The following is a 19627-nucleotide window of genomic DNA, read 5'->3' as shown; positions in this document are numbered from 1 at the left end:
ACGCCGATGCCCGAGGTGGTCTTCAGCGTCGACCAGTCCAAGTCGATGGCCGACCAGGCTGTACCCGGCCACAACCGCTGGCACCCCGACATCCCGCCTGCGGCGTCGGTGACGCCGGGAAGTGAGTTCCGGGTGGAGTGCCGCGAGTGGACCGATGCGCAGCTCGGCAACAACGACTCCGCCAACGATGTGCGCGACGTCAACCTGTCGGTCTGCCACATGCTCAGTGGCCCGGTCGAGATCCAGGGTGCCGAGCCGGGCGATCTGCTCGTGGTGGACATCCTCGACCTCGGCCCCTGCCAGCCGCCGCAGGAGTCCGGCGACGCCCCGGGGCAGGGGTGGGGCTACACCGGCGTGTTCGCGAAGGTCAACGGCGGCGGGTTCCTGACCGACCACTTCCCAGACGCCTACAAGGCGATCTGGGACTTCCACGGCCACGACGCCACGTCGCGTCACATCCCGGGTGTGCGCTACACCGGCATCACCCACCCGGGGCTGTTCGGGACCGCGCCGTCGGCGGACCTGCTGGCGGAGTGGAATCGCCGCGAACAGGCCCTGATCGACAAGGATCCCGAGCGGGTGCCTCCGCTGGCGCTGCCGCCGCTCGAGGAGGGCGTGCTCGCCGGCACGCTGGATGGCGCCGAGCGCGATCGCGTCGGGCGCGAGGGCGCGCGGACGGTTCCCGCGCGCGAGAACGGCGGCAATCACGACATCAAGAACTTCACGCGCGGCAGCCGGGTCTACTACCCGGTCCACGTGTCGGGCGCGAAGCTCTCCGGCGGTGACCTGCACTACTCGCAGGGCGACGGCGAGATCACATTCTGCGGCGCGATCGAGATGGGCGGCTACATCGACTTCGGCGTCGACCTGATCAAGGACGGCATGAACAAGTACGGGATCACGACCAACCCGATGTTGATCCCGGGTCGGATCGAGCCCCGTTACAGCGAGTTCCTCACCTTCATCGGGGTCTCGGTGGACGAGACCACAGGCGAGAACTACTACCTGGACGCGTCGATCGCCTATCGCCGGGCGTGCTTGAACGCGATCGAGTACCTGCGCAAGTTCGGCTACTCGGGAGAGCAGGCGTACCTGCTGCTCGGATCGGCGCCGATCGAGGGGCGGATCTCCGGCGTGGTCGACATCCCGAACGCGTGCTGCTCGCTCTACCTGCCGACCGCGGTCTTCGACTTCGACGTTCGCCCCAGGCAGGAAGGCCCGGAGTCGGCGTCGCGCGGCGAACCCGCGAGGACGAGCTAGGGACCGTGCCGTTCTACGAGTTCATGTGCGAGGGCTGCGGCCCGTTCGAGGAGCTCCGGCCGATGGCCGACGCGAGCGATCCGGCAGCCTGCCCCGCATGCGGTGGCGAGGCTCGCCGGGTGTTCAGCCCGCCGGGCCTCGCGCTGCTCACCAGGCCCCTGCGCTGTGCGCTCGAGCGCGAGGAGAAGAGCGCGCATGAGCCCGACGTCGTGGGCGAGAAGCGCGGCCGCCCGATGAGCCACCGGCACGCTCCGGCGCCGTCGTGGGTGCTCGCGCACTGAGGGAGCGAAGGAGGAGTCAACGATGCTGCTCGGCGTGGTGCTTCTGTACGTCGGCGCGGTGCTCGTGATCAACGGCATCTGGCTCATCGGCCAGGCGCGTCTCGCGGGGGCCGGCGAGGCGGCCGCGCGGGCCGGCGAGGCGCATCCGTTCTTCATCCAGGGCCGCGAGGTCGCGGTGATCAACGTCTTCACCGGCTTCGTCGGCGTGGTCGCCGCCGTCACGCTGATGGTCCAGGGCAATCGCAGCCAGGACCTGCCGTCGATCCGCGCAGGCGGGTTGATCCTGCTGTTCGCGTTCACCTACCTCTGGGTGGCGGCCAACGGCTTCCTCAACGCCGGCGGCCGCGGGTTCGGCTGGTACTGCCTGTTCGTGGCCGTGACCGCGATACCCGCGGGGATCTACACGCTCGCTAACGCGAACGGCGACGACGCCTCGATCTACCTGGGGATCTGCTGGTTCGCATGGGCGGTGCTGTGGTTCCTGTTCTTCATGCTGCTCGCGCTCGACCGGCCCATCGCCCGGCTCGCCGGTGGGCTGGCGGTGCTGGAAGGGATCGCCACCGCGTGGGTGTTCGGCCTCTTGCTCCTGCTGGACGTGATCGCGTTCTGATCGCGAGCCGGGTGGCGCGCGGGCGATCCGCGCGCCCCCGGCGAGGCCCAGCTCGGCGGCGGTCGCCGGGGCAGGTCGAGAGCCTTGGCGCTCGATAGCCGACCGGCCCAACCATCGGTCAGATCTCGCCGCACCTTGGGCCCGCGCACTCGGCCGCAGGCGTGGCATAGCCTCGAACGATGTCAGAGCAACCGCATTCGGCCGATCGCGGCGCAGTGCTGCCGGGAACGGTCGCCGCACAGCCGGTGGCGTTCTGGATGGCGATGCTGGGCTCGCTCGGCATCATCGTCGGCGGCATCGCTCCGTGGGCGACCGCGTTCACGTTCGAGTCGTTCAGCGGCACCCGCTTCCACGGCTGGAGCGACGTCGCGGTTGGTCTCGTTGCCATGACCGCGCTGGGCCTCTATCAGCTGCGTCCGGTTCGCCTCCTGCTCGTCGGGGCGGCCGTGATCGGGGCGCTCGCCGCGGCCGGGGCGGTCGTGACCTGGAGCAAGATCCAGTCGGGCGGCGTCTTCACCGTCTTCGGCGTGCAGTACCGGTACCTGGATCCCGCCTGGGGCCTGTACCTCCTGCTCGGCGGCGCGCTGACGCTCCTCTTCACAGCGTCCGCGCTCGCCTGGCACGCGCGCCGCTGAGCGGGTCGCGTTACGGGCGGTGGTGAGGCGGCTGGTCGAACCCAGCGCCGGCGGCGATCCGTGACGCGAACGCCCGCTCGCCGGCCTGCCGCAACTCGAGCCGCTTGACTTCGAGATCGACGATGCGTTGACGCCCACGCCGTCCGGATTCGGAGCTCTGATGCATTAGTACATGCTCCGCGCGTTGGGCCGGCGTGTCATCGGCCCCCGGTCGGCTCTTTGTGCTACTCCGGCCGGCTGATCGCGCGCTCTTGCGTACGCCGTGGAGTCGTATCGGCAGCTCGGGTCGGTGATGTCACCGAGCCTATTCCGCGGCGTCGGCGCCCCCGTGACGGCTCACCCCGGTGAAGGGAGTCGGCGCGGCATGTGAAGGGCTCGGGGAGCGAGCGGACGGCGAGGTGGGACGGGCGGCGAACGCGCTCGAGGACCGCGGCTGGATCAGGACGCGGCGCGGTCGGCAAGCTCGGCGTGACCCTCCGCGTGCGCGCAATGCGCGCAGCAGTACATCGCGCCGCCCGCCTCATGCCCGTGCCCGATGATCGCGCAGCCACAGTGCTCGCAGCGCGGAGCGATCGCGTGGATGGCACACTCGAACGAGTCGAACGTATGCGTCGCCCCGGCGACGGTGACCTCCATCGCCTTGTCGTAATCGTTGCCGCAGACCTCGCACACTGCCATGGGCGACTCGCCTCCATCGGCTCGACGAAACCGTGACCCAGGCCTACCCACGCGCTGTCGTCCTGTCACGCGTCGACGCACCAGGACCAGCAGACGGTTCCGGACGGCGGAGAGCGGGCAGGCTACTGACGAACGCATGGTGACGCCGATCGTCAAAGAGCGACGCGCGAGGCTGGAGCCCGTGACCCGCGATTCCTTCGTCGGACCGCCGCGCTCGGCCGGCGCAGTGGCGGGCGGCCGAGCTACAGGCATGTCCGGGTCTCCGGGTCGGCAACCCAGTGTGCGACCTCGTCCTGAGCCCGCTGAGGCGTGAAGGCGACGCCCGAGGAGATCGAGCGTCGCGCCGCGGGCGGTCAGCTTGAGCCTTGGGCCTTGATCGTGCGGTCGAACACCAGGTTGCCGTCGTTGATCGAGTAGACGCCGTAGTCGGTCAGGGAGGTGTCGGCCGGGATGCCCTGCTCGGGATTCGCGAAGGTCGTATCGGCGACGCCGTCGGGCCCATAGAGCTTCGCGTGTGGCAGCGCCGCCGCGAAATCCTTGAACACCTGTGCCGCGTCGTTCGCGGTGATGCCCGAGAAGGGCACGATGCGCGCGAACGTCCGGACGCCGGCCGGGTCGTACTTGTCCGGCTCCCCTGGTGTCGCTCCGGGCTCGTCGGTCGTCAGGCCCACGGCGGTGTTGGACGGGCTGATCTGCGCGATTCCGGCCTCGTTGAGGATCGGCAGCGAGACGGCCGTTGCGCCGGAGTTGAACTCGCCGAGGTAGACGGCCGTGGTCTTGTCCTGCGACGCCTTGCCAGCGTTCGCCGAGGTCGCCTCCGGCGTCCACGTGCCCGCTTGCGCCGTCGCGTCGTCGAGCGGCTTGTATGTGACGGCGATGTCGCGAGGAAAGCGCGTTCAGCGCGACGGGCGTGCTCACGCACCCACTCCCGCGAGATCACCATCGGAACGTGCTAGGGGAAGTGCCGATGGGCTCCCTTCGCTCGGATCTCCTCCGCCGCGTACTGGGGTGCCTGCGCGATCACCCGCACGACGACACCGTCGAGGACGTGGCGCGCCGGCTCGGCTTCGTCGAGCGCGACGCGGTGGACGCGGCGCTCCAGGTGCTCGAGCAGGACGGTCTGGCGTGGCATGCCGGCGAGCATTGGCAGCTGACGCGCCGAGGATGGGAGGTCGCGCGCGAGCACGATCCGCGCCCGGACACCGACTAGCGCCGCGTCGTTCGTCGCCGCGTGCGAGGTCGATGCAAGCACTGCGCGCCTGGCGCGCTCGAGGTCAGCACGGTGACGGGCGGCACGCTCGCGGTCAGTACGTCCGCGGGCGCCATTGAGTCGCGCGTCGAGCGGCTGGCACATTCGATCAACCGCGGTGCGCAGCTCGGACACGTCGATTCCTGAGGTCAGTGTCATCACCGTCGATGATCAGGCGGTGTTCCGCGAGGCTGCGCGTGCGCTGGTCGCTGCGACCGCCGGGTTCACGCTCCTGGGCGAGGCCGCGTGTGGCGAGGATGCGGTCACGCTGGCCGCGCGATTGCACCCGGATCTCATGCTCGTGGATCTGGGGCTGCCGGACATCTCGGGGTTTGAGACGAGTGCCCGCCTTGCCCGTCTGCGCCCGCGACCGTTCGTCGTGCTGGTCTCCACGAGGGAGGATCCGATCCTGTCCGATCTGGCCGGCTCGCACGGTGCTCTCGGGTTCCTGCCGAAGCGGGCGTTGCGGCCCAAGACGTTGCGAGCGCTGTGGCAGCTTCGTGATGGCAGCGAGGCGTGGATCGCGAGCCACAGCCCTCCCCGAGCACACACGCTGGCGGAGACGCTCGGCTCGTAGTAGAGATTCGAGGGTGCTGTCGCGCCGCGTCGCGCCCGGGTGGATCCTGACGATCGTCGGCGTGATCGCGGCGGTGCTCGCGCTCGACACATGGATCGTGAGCCCCTACAGGGTCTCCTCCGCGTCGATGGAGCCGACGCTGCATTGCGCGCGAGACACGCCCAATTGCCTGGCCGGCTCCAGCGACGGCGTGCTCGCGAACCGGATCGTGTACCACTTCCGCAGCCCGCGCCGCGGCGACGTGGTCGTCGTCAGGCTTCCGCCCGCAGCAGAGCGGCGCTGCGGCTCGGCCGGCACCGTGGTGAAACGCTTGATCGGCCTCCCCGGCGAGACGGTGAGCGAGCGCAACGGCTTCGTCTCCATCGACGGCAGGCCGCTCGACGAGCCCTACATCGACCTCTTCCGGCGCGACCACGAGCCGCCGAGGGCCTGGGACGTGCCGCGCGGGGAGTACTTCTTCATGGGCGACAACCGCGCCGACTCCTGCGATTCGCGCCTCGTCGGCTCGATCCCGCGCAAGCGGATCGTCGGCGAGGCGGTCGCCATCTACTGGCCTCCGCACCGCATCGGCTTCTTATAGAGGAGTCGGGTCCGGCCCTCCGGCCGAGCGTCCCCGGGTCGGGGTCAGAGGTGCGCCCACGCGACGAGGCCGCCGCCGGCGACGATGACGACGAGCGCCAACATGAGCACGAGCCCCTGTCCACGCCGGCGGCCCGGCATGGACATGGCCGCCGGCGCGGGAGCCGTGACGTACACGTACTCGGCGCCGTCGCTCTCCCGCGGCGGCCCGGGGTTGGCGAGGAACGTGTCGTACTGATGCGCGCGCGCTGCCCGCAGATGGGCGTCCTCGGCGATCGTCAGAAGCCGGCGGGAGTCCAGCCGAGGTCCGCGCCGCGCAGCGTCCGCCCACGTCGCGCCGCGCGGAGGAACGAGGCTGCGCATGGGTTCGACGGGCCGCGCGACGATCCGCACCCGGGGCGCCGCCACCCCGGTGGCGGGGCCGCTGAAGCGAATCGTCCGCGTCAGCGGCCCGCCATCGCCGAGGCGGGCGGAGAAGCGCATCCGGCCGCCGTGCAGGCCGGCGACGTGGCCACCCTGGAACATGATCTCGCCGCGTACGTCGAGCGGCGCCTCGACCGCCGCGGTGCGCGCGGCGACCGGGCCGCGGGCGTGGATCGTGACGCCGCCAAGCGGGTAGACGCCGCGGCGCGCTTCGTCGAGCGCCCGCACAAGCGCCGGGAGGTCCGCGCGGGCCGAAGCCGAGGGCGCCGGCGTGCGCGTCGCGTCGTAGAGCGTGAGCACCAGCGACAGCGTGCCGCTACGGCGCTCCCCGGCGCGCAGCGAAGAGCCGTCCACCTCGGCGCGGATCCCCAACCGCAGCGGCAGGTACGGCGCTGCGGCGGCCGGCTGCAGCCGCGCGTCGGCGCCGAGCGTGCGCGCGCCGTCGGAGAAGCCCGCCCACAGGATCGCGCCCGTACGCCGGCCTGGCGCCGACTCCGAGTCCGACGTCGCCTGCACGCTCAGCACCGGTGCCGGCACCGTGTAGGAGTAGTCGCCGGTCCCGACGACATGCAGCCGCTGCGCGACGGCGACGGAGACCGGCCGGCCGGTGGCGTCGACGCCCGTGGTGATGCGCTCTTGGCTGTCGACCCGCTGATGGAACGCCGTCGCCTCCTGCTCGCGCGGCGTGTTCGCGGCCGGCGGTGCGAGCGGCGGCTCCTGCGTCAGCGCGGTCGTCGGGTCGACGAGCGTGAGCGCCGTCTGCTGCTCCGCGTGAGCCGGGGCGGCGGCGAGCGCCGCCACCGTGGCCGCGAGCACTACGACTCGCATCACCGCGGGGCGACCTGCGTGAGTACCGGCAGCGTCGACGACAGCGGATCGTCCTTGACCGCACGGAACGTCATGTCGTGGAAGGCGGCGAAGTAGACGTCGTCGTTGACGACGCCTTCGTGGTAGTTCTCGTTGAATCCGCGCTCGTCGCCGTTGGCGCCGCGCACGCTGACCTGGTTGAGCGCCGCGATCAGCTTGCGGCCGTCGGTTCCGCCGGCCTGCCGGATCGCCGACGCGAGCAGGTTGACGAAGTCCGACGCATACATCGCGTACTCCGGCAGCGCGCTCACCGGCTGCCCGGCCGCGTTCTTGACCCCGATCCGGTCCGCGCCGAAGGCCGTGTCGTACATCGCCAGGTACGTCTCGAACGGGCCGGGACCGACCTCGGCGGTCAGCCGGCCGTCAGCGAACGTGAGGCCGTCGACCCAATCGGGATGCTCGCTCAGCTCCTCGCGCACGACCGGGTCGGCTGCATCCGGCGGCGCGTAGATCGGCACCGCCCAGCCGGTGACGCGGGCGGCGCGCACTGCGGCCGCGATCGTCGCCGGCCCGCCCCACACGAGCAGCGCGGTCGGGTTCGCCCGCCGCGCGCGCAGGACCGGGGCGGAGAGGTCGGACGCGTCGGCCGAGACGGCGATCTTCGCGGCGATCGCCTTCGACGAATAGGAGAACGCGTCATCGAGCGCGTCGCGGCCGCCGAGCCCGTACGCCGAGTCGTCGTACAGGATCGCTGGCTTGACGTGAATGCGCGCGAGGTACTCGGCGAAGCGCAGCGCGATCCCGTGGTCGGTCGGCACGATCCGGAACACGTTCGGGCGCGTCCTCGGGTCGACGAGGTTCGCGGCGCCCTGATGGACGATGCAGATCGGCACGCCGGCCGCATTGGCCTCCCGCCACGACGCCTCGGCGCCGGTGCCCTCGTCGACGATCGCGACCGCGCCATCGGCGATTGCATGGCGAACGTTGGCGACCGCTGTTCCCGCCGAGAGCCCATTGTCGTAGCGCTTCACGCGCAGCCGGTACGTGCCGCCGGCGAGCCGGATCCCGCCGGCCGCGTTGATCTGCGCCGCGGCGAGCGACACGCCGCGCGCGATCTGCTCCCCGAGCGCCGACTGGCGCGAGAACGGCGCATTGACGGCGATCAGCGCGACGCGGCCCCCGGCGGGCTGGTGGCCGCCGCAGGCCGACACCGCGAGCGCGAGACCGAGCGCCGCCCCGGCGAGCTTCATCGCGGCGAGGATACTTCGCCCGACAGCGTGAAGCGGCCGAGGTAGGCGGTGCGCACCGCCGGGTCGCGGGCGATCTCGGCGGGCGCTCCGACGGCGATGGCGCGGCCGGCGTCGAGCACGGTGACGCGGTCGGCGACGGTGGCTACGAAACGCAGGTTGTGCTCGACGACCAGCACTCCGACGCCACGGTCGCGCAGTCCGAGCACGGCGTCCGCGAGCCGCGGCAGCTCCGCCGCGCCGACGCCCGACGACGGCTCGTCGAGCAAGACCACGCGCGGATCGGTGCCAAGCACGATCGCGATCATCAGCAGCCGCTGCTCGGTCGCCGACAGCTCGTCGGCAGGCTGGTCCGCGCGAGGGCCGAGGCCGACCGCCACGAGCGCCTCGCGAGCCGTCGCGCGCAGCGCGAGCGCTTCCGCGCGCTGGCGCGGCGTCGCCGCGATCGAGCGCGCCATGCCGCTATGGCGGGCGCGCGTCGCGACGCCCACGACGACGTTCTCGAGCGCGCTCAGCTCGCCGAATACGGCGGTCGCCTGCAGCGCGCGCACGATCCCGAGCTCGACGCGACGCGCCACGGGCGCGGCGGTGATGTCAGCGCCGCCCAGTTCGACGCGACCGCCGTCCAGGCGCAGCGTGTCCGCCAGCGCGCGCAGCGCCGTCGTCTTCCCGGAGCCGTTGAGGCCGACGAGCGCGTGGACGTGGCCAGGCTCGACGTCGAGGTCGAGACCGGCGAGCACGACCGTGTCGCCGTAGCGCTTGGCCAGGCCGCGCGCGCGCAATGGCGCTGCGCCCTCCCGGGGCGGCAGCGGGGCCGCGCCGTCTCGGGACGGCGGCGGCGCCGCGCCGTCGCGGCGCGTGACGCGGAGGAGATGCCGCTCGAGCGCCGGCAGCAGCCCGCGCGGGTCCTCGGGAAGCAGCAGGAGGACGACAAGCGCGGCGATCATCGTCTGAAAGCACGCCGCGAGCTGGTCGGAGAACCCGGCCGCGGAGCGGCCGGCTGCGGCGACGAGCGCGAGCAACGCGATCCCGGCCGGGCCGCCGAGCGCGCTCGCCGCTCCACCGATCAGGACCGCCACCAGCAGCTCCAGCGATAGATCCGGGCCATATGCGGCAGGGTCGGCGACGCCCGTCACGTCGACGTTCAGCGCCCCGGCGAGGCCCGCGAGCAGCGCCGCGAGGCCACAGGCCCGGACCCGCAGGCGCGCGACCGGCACGCCGGCCGCCGCGGCGGCCGCCGGCCGATCACGGGCGGCCGCGATGCGCATTCCGACAGGCGCGCGTGTAAGCGTGACGAATGCAAGCGCGGCGAGCGCGAGGAGCACCAGCGCCAGCGCGTAGTGACCGGCCGCGGAGAGCGCCGGCGCCACCGCGAGCCCTTCGGAGCCGCCGAACACCGACGGGAACGCCTGCAGCGCGAGCAGCGCGAGCCACGACAGCAGCCACGTCGCGACGGCGATCAGCGCGGGCCGCAGGCGCACGGTCGCGACGCCCGCGAGCAGGCCGGCCGCGCCGGCGGCGAGCGCGCCGAGCACGGCCGCCGGGGCGAGCGGCAAGCCGAGATGCAGCCGCGCGAGCACGCTCGCGAACGCGCCGATGCCGACGAACGCGCCTTGGGCCAACGACGGCACGCCCGCGACGCCGACGGCAAAGCCGAGCCCGACCGCCGCGACGGCGAGATACAGGTGGCCGGCGAGCTGCCCGAGATTCCCGAGCAGCCCCGTCGCCGGCGGCACGATCGCCGCAGCCGCGAGGGCCGCGCACGCCAGCGTGGCGCGCAGGCCCCAGGAAGCCCGCGCGCCCCGGGCCGCGCGCCGCAGCTCGACGCCGGTGCGCCCGAGCGCGCTCATTCTGCGGGCTCCGGCGCGCGCCTGCGCGTCAGCTCGACCGCGACCAGGGCGAGCACGACAGGGATCAGCACCGCGAAGCGCGGGCCGAGCCCGTTCCCGTCGATCGTGCCGTCGGCGATCGCCGACTCGGCGATGCCGAGCACGAGGCCGGCGGCGAACGCGCGCAGCGGCGAGTGGAAGCCGACGGCGACCGCCGCGACGAGTCCCTTGATGCCCAGCAGCGTGCCGCTGTCGGCGGAGAACGCCGCGCTCGGCGCGGCCGCGACCGCCGCCACCATCGCGATCGCGCCGGCGAGCGCGAACGCGAGCGTGACGAGCCGGTCGACCGGCACGCCGACCATCCGCGCGCCCTCGACGTCCTCGGCGATCGCCCGCAGGCCGCGCCCGGTGCGTGTGCGCGTCAGCATCCAGCTCGCCGACAGCGCCAGCGCGAGCGCGACCGCGAGCACGAAGAACGCGCGCACCTGGATCGCGGCGCCGCCCACGTCGACGATGCCTTCGTGCCCGATGCGGCGGAACGGCAGCGGGTCCGGGAACACGTACGCCGGGCGCCCGAAGCTCGCTTGCAGCGCGGCGTGGACGGCGGCCCCGACGGCGAGCGTCGCCACCACCGAGCCGATCGCCGAGCCGCGTGCCAGATACGGCTGGACCGCCACCGCGTAGGTCGCGGCTCCGGCTGCGGCGCAGGCCAGGAAGCCGGCCGCGAGGGCGAGCGCGAAGCGCCCGCCGCCGACGCTCGTCTGCGTCACCGGGCCCGTGCCGGCCGCGACCAGCAGCGTCACGAACACCGCCAGCCCCACCAGTTCGCCCAGCGCGAAGTGCACTACTCCGGTCAATCGATAGACGAGCGTCAACCCGGACGCCAGCAGCCCATACACGCCGCCGGACGCGAGCCCGGTCACCAGGATCTGGAGCGCCAGGCTCACGAGCCGAAGCCTAAGCGGTGGCGCTTTTGTGAGAGTCACATGTGTATGAACGGGCGATGACAACTCACTTGCATGCGGTCAAGGTTGCTGGTTAAGTTTCGCTCGTTCCGGCGGAGAGCTCCGGAGGGGTCCTAGAGGAGGTACGGAGTGAAATTCCGTGCATCGGTGAAGTACGCGGTCGTCGCGACCGTGACGGCAGGCGCCATCGTCGTCCCGCTCACCATGAGGTCGGCCGGGGCGGATCCGCCGTTCAAGCTCAACCAGATCCACCAGGACCCGTTCGCGGACGGGATCGGCTACCACGCGAGCGAGGAAGAGCCGTCGATCGCGTCGTGGGGTGACACAATCGTCGCGAGCTATCAGGTCGGCCGTATCTACGACGGCGGCGCGTCGGACATCGGCTTCTCGACCAGCACCAACGGAGGCGAGAGCTGGAAGCAGGGCGAGCTGCCGCTCACGGTTCAGGGCGGCGGGCCGTCCGCGCCGACGGCGGACGCGCCGTATTACCCGTTGACGCGCGGCAGTGACACGGTCGTCGCCTACGACGCCAAGCACGCCACGTGGATGATCAACACCCTGGGCCTCGTCGGCAACGCGGTGGTGCCGGCGGTGTTCGTCAACCTCTCCAGCGACGCCGTGCACTGGTCGCAGCCGATCGCCACGCACGTGACGGCGCCGAGCGCCGACTCTCCCGACAAGAACTGGATCACGTGCGACAACTGGCCCAAGAGCGCGGGCTACGGCAACTGCTACATCGAATACGACAACAACGGCAACGGCAACCGCCTGCTGATGCAGGTCTCCAGCGATGGTGGGCACACCTGGACGCAGACTGCGAACGCCGTGCCGGGCAACGGCAACACGTCCGACGTCCAGGGCCAGCAGCCGCTGGCCGCTGCCGCGAACGCCGGCGACACCAACATCAAGGTCAACAGCGTGACCGGCTTCGCTGCCGGCCAGACGATCACGATCAACCGCGATCCCAGCGGCGGGAGCCTGCAGGAGTCTGCCGTCATCCAGACGGTCGGCACCGCCGGTGCGGCGGGAACCGGGATCACCCTGACCGCGCCGCTCGCCAAGGCGCACGCCGCCGGGTCGCCGGTGGGCGTCGCGACCAACAACACCACCGGCACGACCGGCGCGATCGGCGGCGTCCCGCTGGTTCAGCCCCCGCCGCCCGGCGCTCCCGCCGGCACGTGCGGGCGCGTCGTCGTCCCATACGCGGGCGGTGGCGGCGTCAGCTACATCACGTCGAGCGACTGCGGCGCGAGCTGGTCCGCCCGCACGCTGATCACGCCGAACATGACCGCGACGCACACGGCCGCCGGGCAGCTGCGCACCTCGCTGCTGCCGATGGCGACGATGGACGGCGCGGGCGCGATCTACCTGACGTGGCAGACGCGCAGCTTCCGCGTCGGCAGCGTGAGCTCGACCCCCAACGACATCGCGATGAGCGTGATGCCCGCCCCGACCGCCGCCGGTCCGGACCCGGCGTTCGGCGCACCCGCCCGGGTCCCGATCGAGGCCGACGACACGACCGCCAACACGGTCGACCACTTCATCCCGGGCATCGCCGCGGATCCCACCACCTCAGGTGACTCGGCGCACCTCGGCCTGTACTACTACTTCTATCCCACGGCCGCATGCGTGTTCGCGAACCCCGGCGGGAACCAGTGCGATCTCAGCGTCGGCTACATCACCTCCACCGACGGCGGCGAGACGTGGGGCACGGCGACCACGCTGGCGCACATGACGCTCGCCGACGTCGTCCGCAGCAGCCAGGGGCCGATGGTCGGCGACTACTCGCAGGCGGCCGTCATCACCGGCGGCAAGCAGGCCGGCAACGCGATCTCCGCATTCGCGGTGGGCACGCAGGAGAACAAGCTCGACGAATCCATGTACGTCGCCGGCAAGGGGCTCCCGATCACCGGCGGCGAGGTCAGGCTCGGTCGCCCGTCGAAGGACGCGATCGAGCAGGCCGAGAACACGACGCCCGAGAAGCACCCGGCCGTGCCCCCGCGCGGGCTCGGCAGGTGACCCAGAGGTAGACGACGGGCTCGCCGGGCGATCGCCCGGCGAGCCCGTTCGCAATGATGGCCCCTTGCGCGGTGTGCGCTTCCGGACCGGCTGCTTGACCATGCGGTTCTCATCCTGAGAGGTTCGCGTGGTGCTCGGATATCGCCTACGTGACCTGGAACGCGGCGCACTCGAGCGCGTCGCGGACGGCCTGTACGCGCTCAGGCGCTACCTGCTCGACCAACCGCTCTTCACGAGCACGATCCTGCCCGCCATCCCCCGGCCGCTGCGTTGGACGATGCGCAAGGCCTACCTGATGCCCGCCGACGTCATCGAGAAGGCCGTCGGGCGGCGCGCCGCGATGGTGCCGCCGCGGTCGCAGATGTTCGTCGGCTCCGTGGAGGACTTCGAGCGCAGCGGGGAACTGCTCACGACGCGCCTGATCGACCTCGCGGGGCTGACGCCCGGCTCGTCGGTGCTCGACGTGGGCTGCGGCATCGGGCGCCTGGCCGTGGCGCTCACTCGCCGGCTCGGCCCGGATGGCACTTATGAAGGCCTGGACATCGTGCCGCCGGGCATCGAATGGTGCCGTCAGAACATCACCGCACGCCATCCCAACTTCCGCTTCACGCTCGCGGAGGTGTTCAATGGCGAGTACAACCCGCACGGCCGCGTGCATCCCTCCGAGTACCAGCTCCCCTACGCCGACGCGACGTTCGACCTCGTGGTACTCACGTCGGTGTTCACGCACATGCTTCCGGGCGACATGGAGCACTACGTGGACGAGATCGCACGCGTGCTCAAGCCCGGCGGGCGCTGCTTCGCGACGTACTCGCTGCTTGACCCGCAGTCGCGCCGGCTGATGGAATCCGGCCGCAGCGACACGCGTTTCAAGCACGCCATGGGGCCGTGCGCGGTGGTCGACGAGAAGGTCCCCGAGCTCGCGGTCGCCTACGACGAGGACTACGTGCGTGACGTGTTCGCGCGCCGCGGCCTGAGCACCGACGGCGGCATCCACTACGGGACCTGGTCCGGCCGCGAGACCTCAGGCCGCTCGACGGGACTGAGCCAGGACATCGTGCTCGCAGTCCGAGCAGCGGCGTAGCCCGCCGATTTCGAGGGCTGATGCGCGAGTTCTAGGGTCGGAAGCGCAGCCCGTCGAGCGCGATCTGGAGCATGTGCTCGATCTGCTCGGCCTCGGCGCCTGGGATCTTCGCGATGCCGCCGACCATCTGGATGATCTCCGCGAGGTTGGTGTCGGGCCGGACGGCCCCCGAGCGCTGGGCTCGGGCGAGCAGCGGCTCGCCGGCGGCGAACAGCATCCCGCGGCAACTCAGGAAGAACGGCGCGTCACGGTCGACGTACTCGAGCAGCTCGTGGGCCAGCGCCTGCTTGGTGGCAAGGTAACCGACGAGCCCGTGCACCCAGGCCACGAAGCCGTCCCACGGGGGGAGGGCGTGGAACTCGGACGCCGAGCGGCACAGCGTGTCGAGCTCTTCGACGTAGACCGCCTCGAGCAGCGCCTGGCGGTTCGGGAAGTTTCGGTACAGCGTGCCGATCCCGACCTCGGCGCGGCGCGCGATCTCCTCCAGCGACGTCGAGGTGCCGCGCTGGGCGAACGCGTCGCGGGCGGCGGCGACGACCTTCGCGTAGTTGCGGCGAGCGTCCGCGCGCTTGGGTCGCTGGGGAAGGACGTGTTCGATGGGGTCGGTCGTGCTCATGGGGTTCCGGCGAGATCCGCTTGACAAACCGGAGGGTACCTCCGCTATAGTTCTGGTTCCGGAGGCGCCCTCCACTTACGTTTCGGAGGGTTCCTCCAGTTTAGCGCCTCCTCCCCGGAATCCATATGCCTTCAGCCTCCCTCCCCTCCTCATCCAGCAGCAGCGAGCGCCGCCGGTGGCTCGCGCTCGGGGTCGTCTGCCTGGCGCAGCTCATGATCGTGCTCGACACGACGATCGTGAACGTCGCGCTCCCGGACATCCAGCGCGAGCTCGACTTCACCCAAGGCAATCTGACCTGGGTCATCAACGCCTTCCTCGTCACGTTCGGCAGCTTCCTGCTGCTCGCCGGCCGGCTCGGCGACCTGTTCGGGCGCAAGCGGGTCTTCCTCTCGGGCGTCACGCTCTTCACCGCCGCCTCCGCGCTGTGCGGGCTCGCGGCCGACCAGGGCATGCTGATCGGTGCCCGCTTCGTCCAGGGTGTCGGCGCCGCCGTGCAGGCGTCGGTGATCCTCGCCATCATCGTCACCGAGTTCCCGCGGCCCGCCGAGCGTGCCCGCGCCATGAGCGCGTACGTGTTCGTCGCCGTCGCCGGCGGATCGCTCGGGCTGCTCGCCGGAGGCGCTCTCACGCAGGCCCTCAGCTGGCACTGGATCTTCTTCGTCAACCTGCCCATCGGCGCCGCCACCGTCGCGCTCGGCCGAGCGCTGATCCCCGCCGACGAAGCGCGCGCCGAGCGCGGCCGTGTCGACTGGCTCGGCGCGGTGCTGGTCACCGCCTCGCTGATGACCGCGATCTACGCGATCGTGCAGGCAAGCGACCACGGCTGGACCTCGAGCCGCGTGCTCGAGTTCGCCGCGCTCGCCGCGGCGCTGATGGCCGCGTTCATCGTGACCGAGGGCCGGATCGAGAACCCGATCATGCCGCTGCGCATCCTGCGCCTGCGCGGCCTCGTCAGCTCGAGCGTCGTGCGCGGCTTCCTCGTCACCGGCATGTACTCGACGTTCTTCCTCGGCACGCTCTATCTCGAGCACGTCCGCCATTACGGCGCGCTGCAGACCGGCCTCGCCTTCCTGCCCTGGACGCTCACGGTCGGCGCCCTGTCGCTCGGGATCACCGCCCGCCTGGTCAACCGGTTCGGCGCGTTCCGCGTGCTGATCGTCGGCATGCTCACCGTGATCGCCGGCCTCGGCCTGCTCACCACCACCGAGGCGCACACGAGCTTCTTCCCGACCGTCTTCGTGGCCATGTTCCTCATCGGCCTCGGGATCGGCAGCGCGTTCATGCCGCTGCTCTCGATCGCCATGGCCGACGTCCCCTCCGCCGACGCCGGGCTCGGCTCGGGCATCGTCAACGTCTCACAGCAGGTCTCCGGAGCGCTCGGCCTCGCCGTCCTCGGCACCATCGCCACCAACCGCACCCAGACGCTGCAAGCGACCGACCACCCGCTCACCGAGTCGCTGATCGCCGGCTACCACCTCGCCTTCGTGATCGGCGCGGGCAGCGTCGCCGCGGGCCTCGTCGGCGCGCTCGTCCTGCTGCGCCCGCGCCGGGCGACCGAGCCCGAGCCCGCCGCCGCGCATGCTCGCGACCTCGAGCGCCTGGCCGCCTGACCACCCTTTCCGCAAGGAGCCTCATGTCCCACCTCGACACGGATCCCGACCGCGTCACCACCTCCAACCACCGCGCACATGTGCTCGCCGAGGCGGTCGTGTCGGCGTACATCGACGAGATCGCCCGCTCCGCACGCCCGCGCCAACGTGTCGTCTCCACCCCGTCGCGCAGGCCGACGGCACGAACGCACGGCGCCGCCCACAGCCGTAGCCGCGTGCTGACGAGGCGCGGTCGTCCCGTCGCGAGCGAGCTCGGAGCCTGATCGGCCGCGCAGATCGCACGCCCGGGCTCCGCCGGCGGCGGCGTAGTTCACCCTCACCGGGTTCGCGGCAGCTCTCGACGCTCCAACCGCCGACCCGGGGGCGCACGGATTCCCCGGAGGACGAAAGCGCGCGGTGCCCGCAGGGTCTGCGCACATGGCGACGCGAGTGGCCGGGTCGCGTCGGGCGGCGTGCGTGTCGTGGCGCGGCGGCCAGGCGCCCGCCCGCCGCGGGCGCCGCTCAGCAGCCCGAGTCGGCAGTCGTCACGTCCTGCGCTTCGTGGCGTGAGCACCCACGTGAGCCGGGAGGATGTCGCTGAAGACGAACCCGTCGCGCCGCACGATCTCGCCACGCTCGATCGGGATGGGGCGATCGAAGATCGGGCCGGCATGCACGAACGTGTGGAACTCGCCGTTCTCGCCACACGGGTCGACGTGCGCGGGAAGGTCGGCCAGCAGCGACGCGTCGTATGCGCGGCCGGCAAACGACGGGTCCAGCTTGGAAGGATCGACGCAGACCAGGACCGCCTGGAAGCCGGCGTCGACGAACTCGCGAGCGAGCGCGCCGGTGTCCCGCCTCCACAGCGGGAACGTCGTCGTCCAGCCGGCGGTGGAGAGCCGTTGTTCGCGGTATGCGCGGATGTCCTCCAGGAAGAGGTCGGCGAACGCCATCGTGCGCAGGCCGGCGAGCGGCGGGACGGCCAGCGCCTGCGCCATGCGCGCCTCGTAGACATCGTTCGGGCACAGCGCGGGGATCGCGATCTCCACGAGCGGCACCCCGGCCGCATCCGCCTGCGCGTGCACCAACTCGCGCCGGACCCCGTGCATGCTCACCCGACCGTAGTCTTCCGTCACGGTGGTCACCAACGCCGCAGGCGTGATCCCCTGCTCTCGGCGCAGCGCTCGCAACGCGAGTGCCGAGTCCTTTCCGCCGCTCCACGACAGCGCGATCACCACCGCAGCGTAGTTCCGGCGGACGTGACGCCGGCCGGCGGCAGGTCGAACTGCCGCAGCAACGGCGACGGCCGCGCGGCGGCGAAGGCTGGGGGCGCCTTGAGCGGCACTGCTTGCCGCGAGGAGGCGAAGCCGTCATAGGCGGGGCCAAGGCGGCGAGCGGCGGCATTCAGCGCGGCCACGGCGGTGGTGTCGGGCCAGCGCCCGTGGTCGATGCGCGCGAGCAGCACGTGCAGCGCGGTGAGCATCTCGGCGTCGGTGAACGTGCAATGTCCCGTACGGCGGATGAACAGCTGGCGGATCCGCGCCCCACGTCCGGCGCCGGCGACCGCCGCCGCGAAGGCCTGCTCGTGCTGATACGGCACGATCCAGTCCGAGGTCGTGTGCAGGGTCAGCAGCGGCGCCTGCAGCTCGCCGTCGAAGACGATGTTGCGCTCCAGGTAGGCCCGCGCGCGAGCCTGCGCGTGGTTGCGGGGAGCGGCGGCGAGCGTGGCGAGGTCGGCTCGCAGCTCCAGGCCCGCCGCGCGGTAGAGCGCGTGCACCTCGTCGCGGTCGGCGGAGCGGCGCAGCTGCGCGGCGTAGTCGACGCCGGCGTTCCAGGAGGGGTTGCCGCCCGCCCGCCGCTCGAGCTCCCGCCGGTACCCGAACGCGAACGCGAGTTGGGTGCGCAGCGCGTGGAACTGCGCCCGCTCCCAGCCGGCGCCGGCGCCGCCCGGGAGATCGATGAGCGCCGCGGCGAGCGCGGTCCGGGCGCGGCCCGCGGACGTCCGCTGCGCCGCGGTCAGCGCCGCCCGGGCGAAGGCGACGTTCGCGCGCGGGTCGGTGATGCCGGTGAGCACGAGCCGGGACGCCGGTTGCGCGACGGCGCGATCGGGGTCGCGCGCCATCAGCGTCTTGAACACCACCGCGAGGTCGAGGCTCGCGTTCCAGAACGCGACCGCGCCGCCGAGGACACCGCACATCGCGAGCCCGCCCGCGAACTCGCGCGGCTGCCGCTGCAGCAGCCCGGCCGTGATCAGGCCCCCCATCGAGTCGCCCCACGCGACCGTCGCCCGCGGCGTGCCGAATTCGCGCCGGAAGCGGCGCAGCACGGCCTCCTGGTCGGCGAACGCGTCGGCGACCGCCCAGCCGACCGAGGCGTACGAGGAGCCCGCGAGCGCATACCCCTGCCCGAGCAGATGATCGCCGACGACAGGATCGATCGCGCCCGCGGCCGGCACGTTCGGCTCCCCGGGCGGGATGAAGCCGTGACTGAACAACAGGAGCCGTCCGTTCCAGCGCCGCGGCATCTGGATCGTCCACGCGGCGCCGTCCCGCAGACGGCCCGCCTCGCAGCGCACGTCCGTCCGGCAGGCCGGCGCGCCGGCACGGATCGCGGCCTGCGCGCCGCCCGCGACCGCCACGGCGGCCACGGCGAGGACAGCGAGGCGGCTGCGCACACGCATGAGAGCGGGATTCTCGCCGCGGGCGCGGCTCCCGTCGTCGGCCGAAAGACGAGTCTTGGACTTTTGGGCCGCCCTCCGTGGATGTCACCACGAAGGCCTGGGGGCGCGGGTCGGTAGGCGGCGGCGCGTGTGCGCCGCCGCCTACGTGTGCACGCTCCTACGGTGTCGTGGTGGACAGCGTGAACGTCAGCGTCTTGCTGTAGCTGCCGGTGCGCAGCGCGTCGTTGGCACCGATCGTCTGGCGCAGCGCGATCGTCACCGGGTCGTGGCTGACCGGGGCGCTCCAGCTCAGCAGCGCGAGCGGGTCGCCCGAGACCGGGGCCAACGCGCTGCCCGAGCCCGCGGCGGGGCTGCCGGCCTGGGCCCGCAGCGGTTGCGGCAGAGAGAACGAGCCGTTGACCAGGTGACCGGCCGCGACGCCGCTCGGGTCGGCCACCGACAGTGCCGCTTGCGCGACGCGTTTCGCAACTTGGTCACGTGCGCCGATTCCGTGTCACAT

General features: G+C 72.0%; 21 protein-coding genes. 11 read left to right on the top strand and 10 right to left on the bottom strand.

What is annotated here, in order from left to right:
* Window positions 1-6: 6 nt before the first annotated feature.
* The 4 genes from fmdA to H958_RS0124525 all read left to right on the top strand — a co-directional run bounded on the left by fmdA (window position 7) and on the right by H958_RS0124525 (window position 2786).
* Window positions 7-1260 (top strand): formamidase, encoded by a 1254-nt coding sequence (gene fmdA, locus H958_RS0124540; protein ID WP_028060584.1) that lies wholly within the window; start codon window positions 7-9, stop codon window positions 1258-1260.
* A 5-nt stretch (window positions 1261-1265) separates the two neighbouring features.
* Window positions 1266-1541 (top strand): FmdB family zinc ribbon protein, encoded by a 276-nt coding sequence (locus tag H958_RS40080; RefSeq protein ID WP_028060583.1) that lies wholly within the window; start codon window positions 1266-1268, stop codon window positions 1539-1541.
* 22 nt (window positions 1542-1563) lie between these two features.
* Entirely contained in the window at window positions 1564-2151 is a 588-nt protein-coding gene (locus H958_RS0124530) for an AmiS/UreI family transporter (protein WP_028060582.1), read from the top strand.
* 179 nt (window positions 2152-2330) lie between these two features.
* The gene (locus H958_RS0124525) at window positions 2331-2786 is read left to right on the top strand and encodes a hypothetical protein (RefSeq protein ID WP_156028258.1); all 456 of its coding nucleotides are present in this window, start codon (window positions 2331-2333) and stop codon (window positions 2784-2786) included.
* Window positions 2787-3224: 438 nt separating this feature from the next.
* On the opposite strand, the gene H958_RS0124515 is transcribed toward H958_RS0124525, so the two are convergent.
* Together H958_RS0124515 and H958_RS0124510 are read right to left on the bottom strand one after the other, a co-directional pair.
* On the bottom strand, window positions 3225-3464 hold the full coding sequence (locus H958_RS0124515) for a hypothetical protein (protein ID WP_028060580.1): 240 nt from the start codon (window positions 3462-3464) through the stop codon (window positions 3225-3227).
* A gap of 353 nt (window positions 3465-3817) precedes the next feature.
* Entirely contained in the window at window positions 3818-4135 is a 318-nt protein-coding gene (locus H958_RS0124510; protein ID WP_028060579.1) for a hypothetical protein, read from the bottom strand.
* Between the two features lie 296 nt (window positions 4136-4431).
* On the opposite strand from H958_RS0124510, the gene H958_RS0124500 reads away from it, so the two are divergent.
* The 3 genes from H958_RS0124500 (at window position 4432) to lepB (ending at window position 5870) form a co-directional block, all read left to right on the top strand.
* Complete coding sequence (locus H958_RS0124500) at window positions 4432-4674, top strand: MarR family transcriptional regulator (protein WP_028060578.1); 243 nt, start codon at window positions 4432-4434, stop codon at window positions 4672-4674.
* A 157-nt stretch (window positions 4675-4831) separates the two neighbouring features.
* On the top strand, window positions 4832-5290 hold the full coding sequence (locus H958_RS40075) for a response regulator (RefSeq protein ID WP_051324768.1): 459 nt from the start codon (window positions 4832-4834) through the stop codon (window positions 5288-5290).
* Between the two features lie 13 nt (window positions 5291-5303).
* The gene (gene lepB / locus H958_RS0124490) at window positions 5304-5870 is read left to right on the top strand and encodes a signal peptidase I (RefSeq protein WP_028060577.1); all 567 of its coding nucleotides are present in this window, start codon (window positions 5304-5306) and stop codon (window positions 5868-5870) included.
* A gap of 44 nt (window positions 5871-5914) precedes the next feature.
* Here the strand turns inward: lepB and H958_RS0124485 are convergent, their stop codons facing one another.
* The 4 genes from H958_RS0124485 to H958_RS0124470 are packed head-to-tail and all read right to left on the bottom strand — an operon-like array spanning window position 5915 to window position 11122.
* Window positions 5915-7108 (bottom strand): hypothetical protein, encoded by a 1194-nt coding sequence (locus tag H958_RS0124485; RefSeq protein WP_028060576.1) that lies wholly within the window; start codon window positions 7106-7108, stop codon window positions 5915-5917.
* Window positions 7109-7119: 11 nt separating this feature from the next.
* Window positions 7120-8349 (bottom strand): ABC transporter substrate-binding protein, encoded by a 1230-nt coding sequence (locus tag H958_RS0124480; protein ID WP_028060575.1) that lies wholly within the window; start codon window positions 8347-8349, stop codon window positions 7120-7122.
* The gene (locus H958_RS0124475; protein WP_028060574.1) at window positions 8346-10196 is read right to left on the bottom strand and encodes an ABC transporter permease subunit; all 1851 of its coding nucleotides are present in this window, start codon (window positions 10194-10196) and stop codon (window positions 8346-8348) included. The genes H958_RS0124480 and H958_RS0124475 overlap by 4 nt, the downstream gene beginning before the upstream one ends.
* Complete coding sequence (locus tag H958_RS0124470; protein ID WP_028060573.1) at window positions 10193-11122, bottom strand: branched-chain amino acid ABC transporter permease; 930 nt, start codon at window positions 11120-11122, stop codon at window positions 10193-10195. Before H958_RS0124470 ends, H958_RS0124475 begins: the two co-directional genes overlap by 4 nt.
* Before the next feature lie 147 nt (window positions 11123-11269).
* Between H958_RS0124470 and H958_RS0124465 the strand changes: the two genes are divergently transcribed.
* Entirely contained in the window at window positions 11270-13159 is a 1890-nt protein-coding gene (locus H958_RS0124465) for a hypothetical protein (RefSeq protein WP_156028256.1), read from the top strand.
* Window positions 13160-13289: 130 nt separating this feature from the next.
* Window positions 13290-14243 carry a class I SAM-dependent methyltransferase gene (locus H958_RS0124460; protein WP_051324767.1) on the top strand — a complete coding sequence of 318 codons (954 nt, stop codon included), beginning with the start codon at window positions 13290-13292 and terminating at the stop codon, window positions 14241-14243.
* 31 nt (window positions 14244-14274) lie between these two features.
* Here H958_RS0124460 and H958_RS0124455 read toward each other — a convergent pair whose 3' ends face one another.
* A complete protein-coding gene (locus tag H958_RS0124455; protein ID WP_028060570.1) occupies window positions 14275-14859 on the bottom strand; it encodes a TetR/AcrR family transcriptional regulator in 585 nt (194 codons plus the stop codon).
* A 125-nt stretch (window positions 14860-14984) separates the two neighbouring features.
* Here H958_RS0124455 and H958_RS40070 point away from each other — a divergent pair, with 125 nt between their 5' ends.
* Window positions 14985-16469 carry an MFS transporter gene (locus tag H958_RS40070; RefSeq protein WP_051324766.1) on the top strand — a complete coding sequence of 495 codons (1485 nt, stop codon included), beginning with the start codon at window positions 14985-14987 and terminating at the stop codon, window positions 16467-16469.
* A 23-nt stretch (window positions 16470-16492) separates the two neighbouring features.
* Complete coding sequence (locus tag H958_RS0124445; protein ID WP_028060569.1) at window positions 16493-16732, top strand: hypothetical protein; 240 nt, start codon at window positions 16493-16495, stop codon at window positions 16730-16732.
* A gap of 261 nt (window positions 16733-16993) precedes the next feature.
* On the opposite strand, the gene H958_RS40065 is transcribed toward H958_RS0124445, so the two are convergent.
* The 3 genes from H958_RS40065 to H958_RS0124430 all read right to left on the bottom strand — a co-directional run bounded on the left by H958_RS40065 (window position 16994) and on the right by H958_RS0124430 (window position 19564).
* Complete coding sequence (locus H958_RS40065) at window positions 16994-17683, bottom strand: adenine nucleotide alpha hydrolase (RefSeq protein ID WP_231379365.1); 690 nt, start codon at window positions 17681-17683, stop codon at window positions 16994-16996.
* Window positions 17680-19128: an alpha/beta fold hydrolase gene (locus tag H958_RS40060; RefSeq protein ID WP_051324764.1), complete on the bottom strand. Its 1449-nt coding sequence runs from the start codon at window positions 19126-19128 to the stop codon at window positions 17680-17682. Before H958_RS40060 ends, H958_RS40065 begins: the two co-directional genes overlap by 4 nt.
* A gap of 157 nt (window positions 19129-19285) precedes the next feature.
* A complete protein-coding gene (locus H958_RS0124430; protein WP_028060568.1) occupies window positions 19286-19564 on the bottom strand; it encodes a hypothetical protein in 279 nt (92 codons plus the stop codon).
* Window positions 19565-19627 lie beyond the last annotated feature (63 nt).

Source organism: Candidatus Solirubrobacter pratensis, assembly GCF_000425945.1.
GTDB lineage: Bacteria > Actinomycetota > Thermoleophilia > Solirubrobacterales > Solirubrobacteraceae > Solirubrobacter > Solirubrobacter pratensis.
Note: the sequence above shows the minus strand (reverse complement) of the source record. Positions and strands in the feature narration are given on the sequence as shown.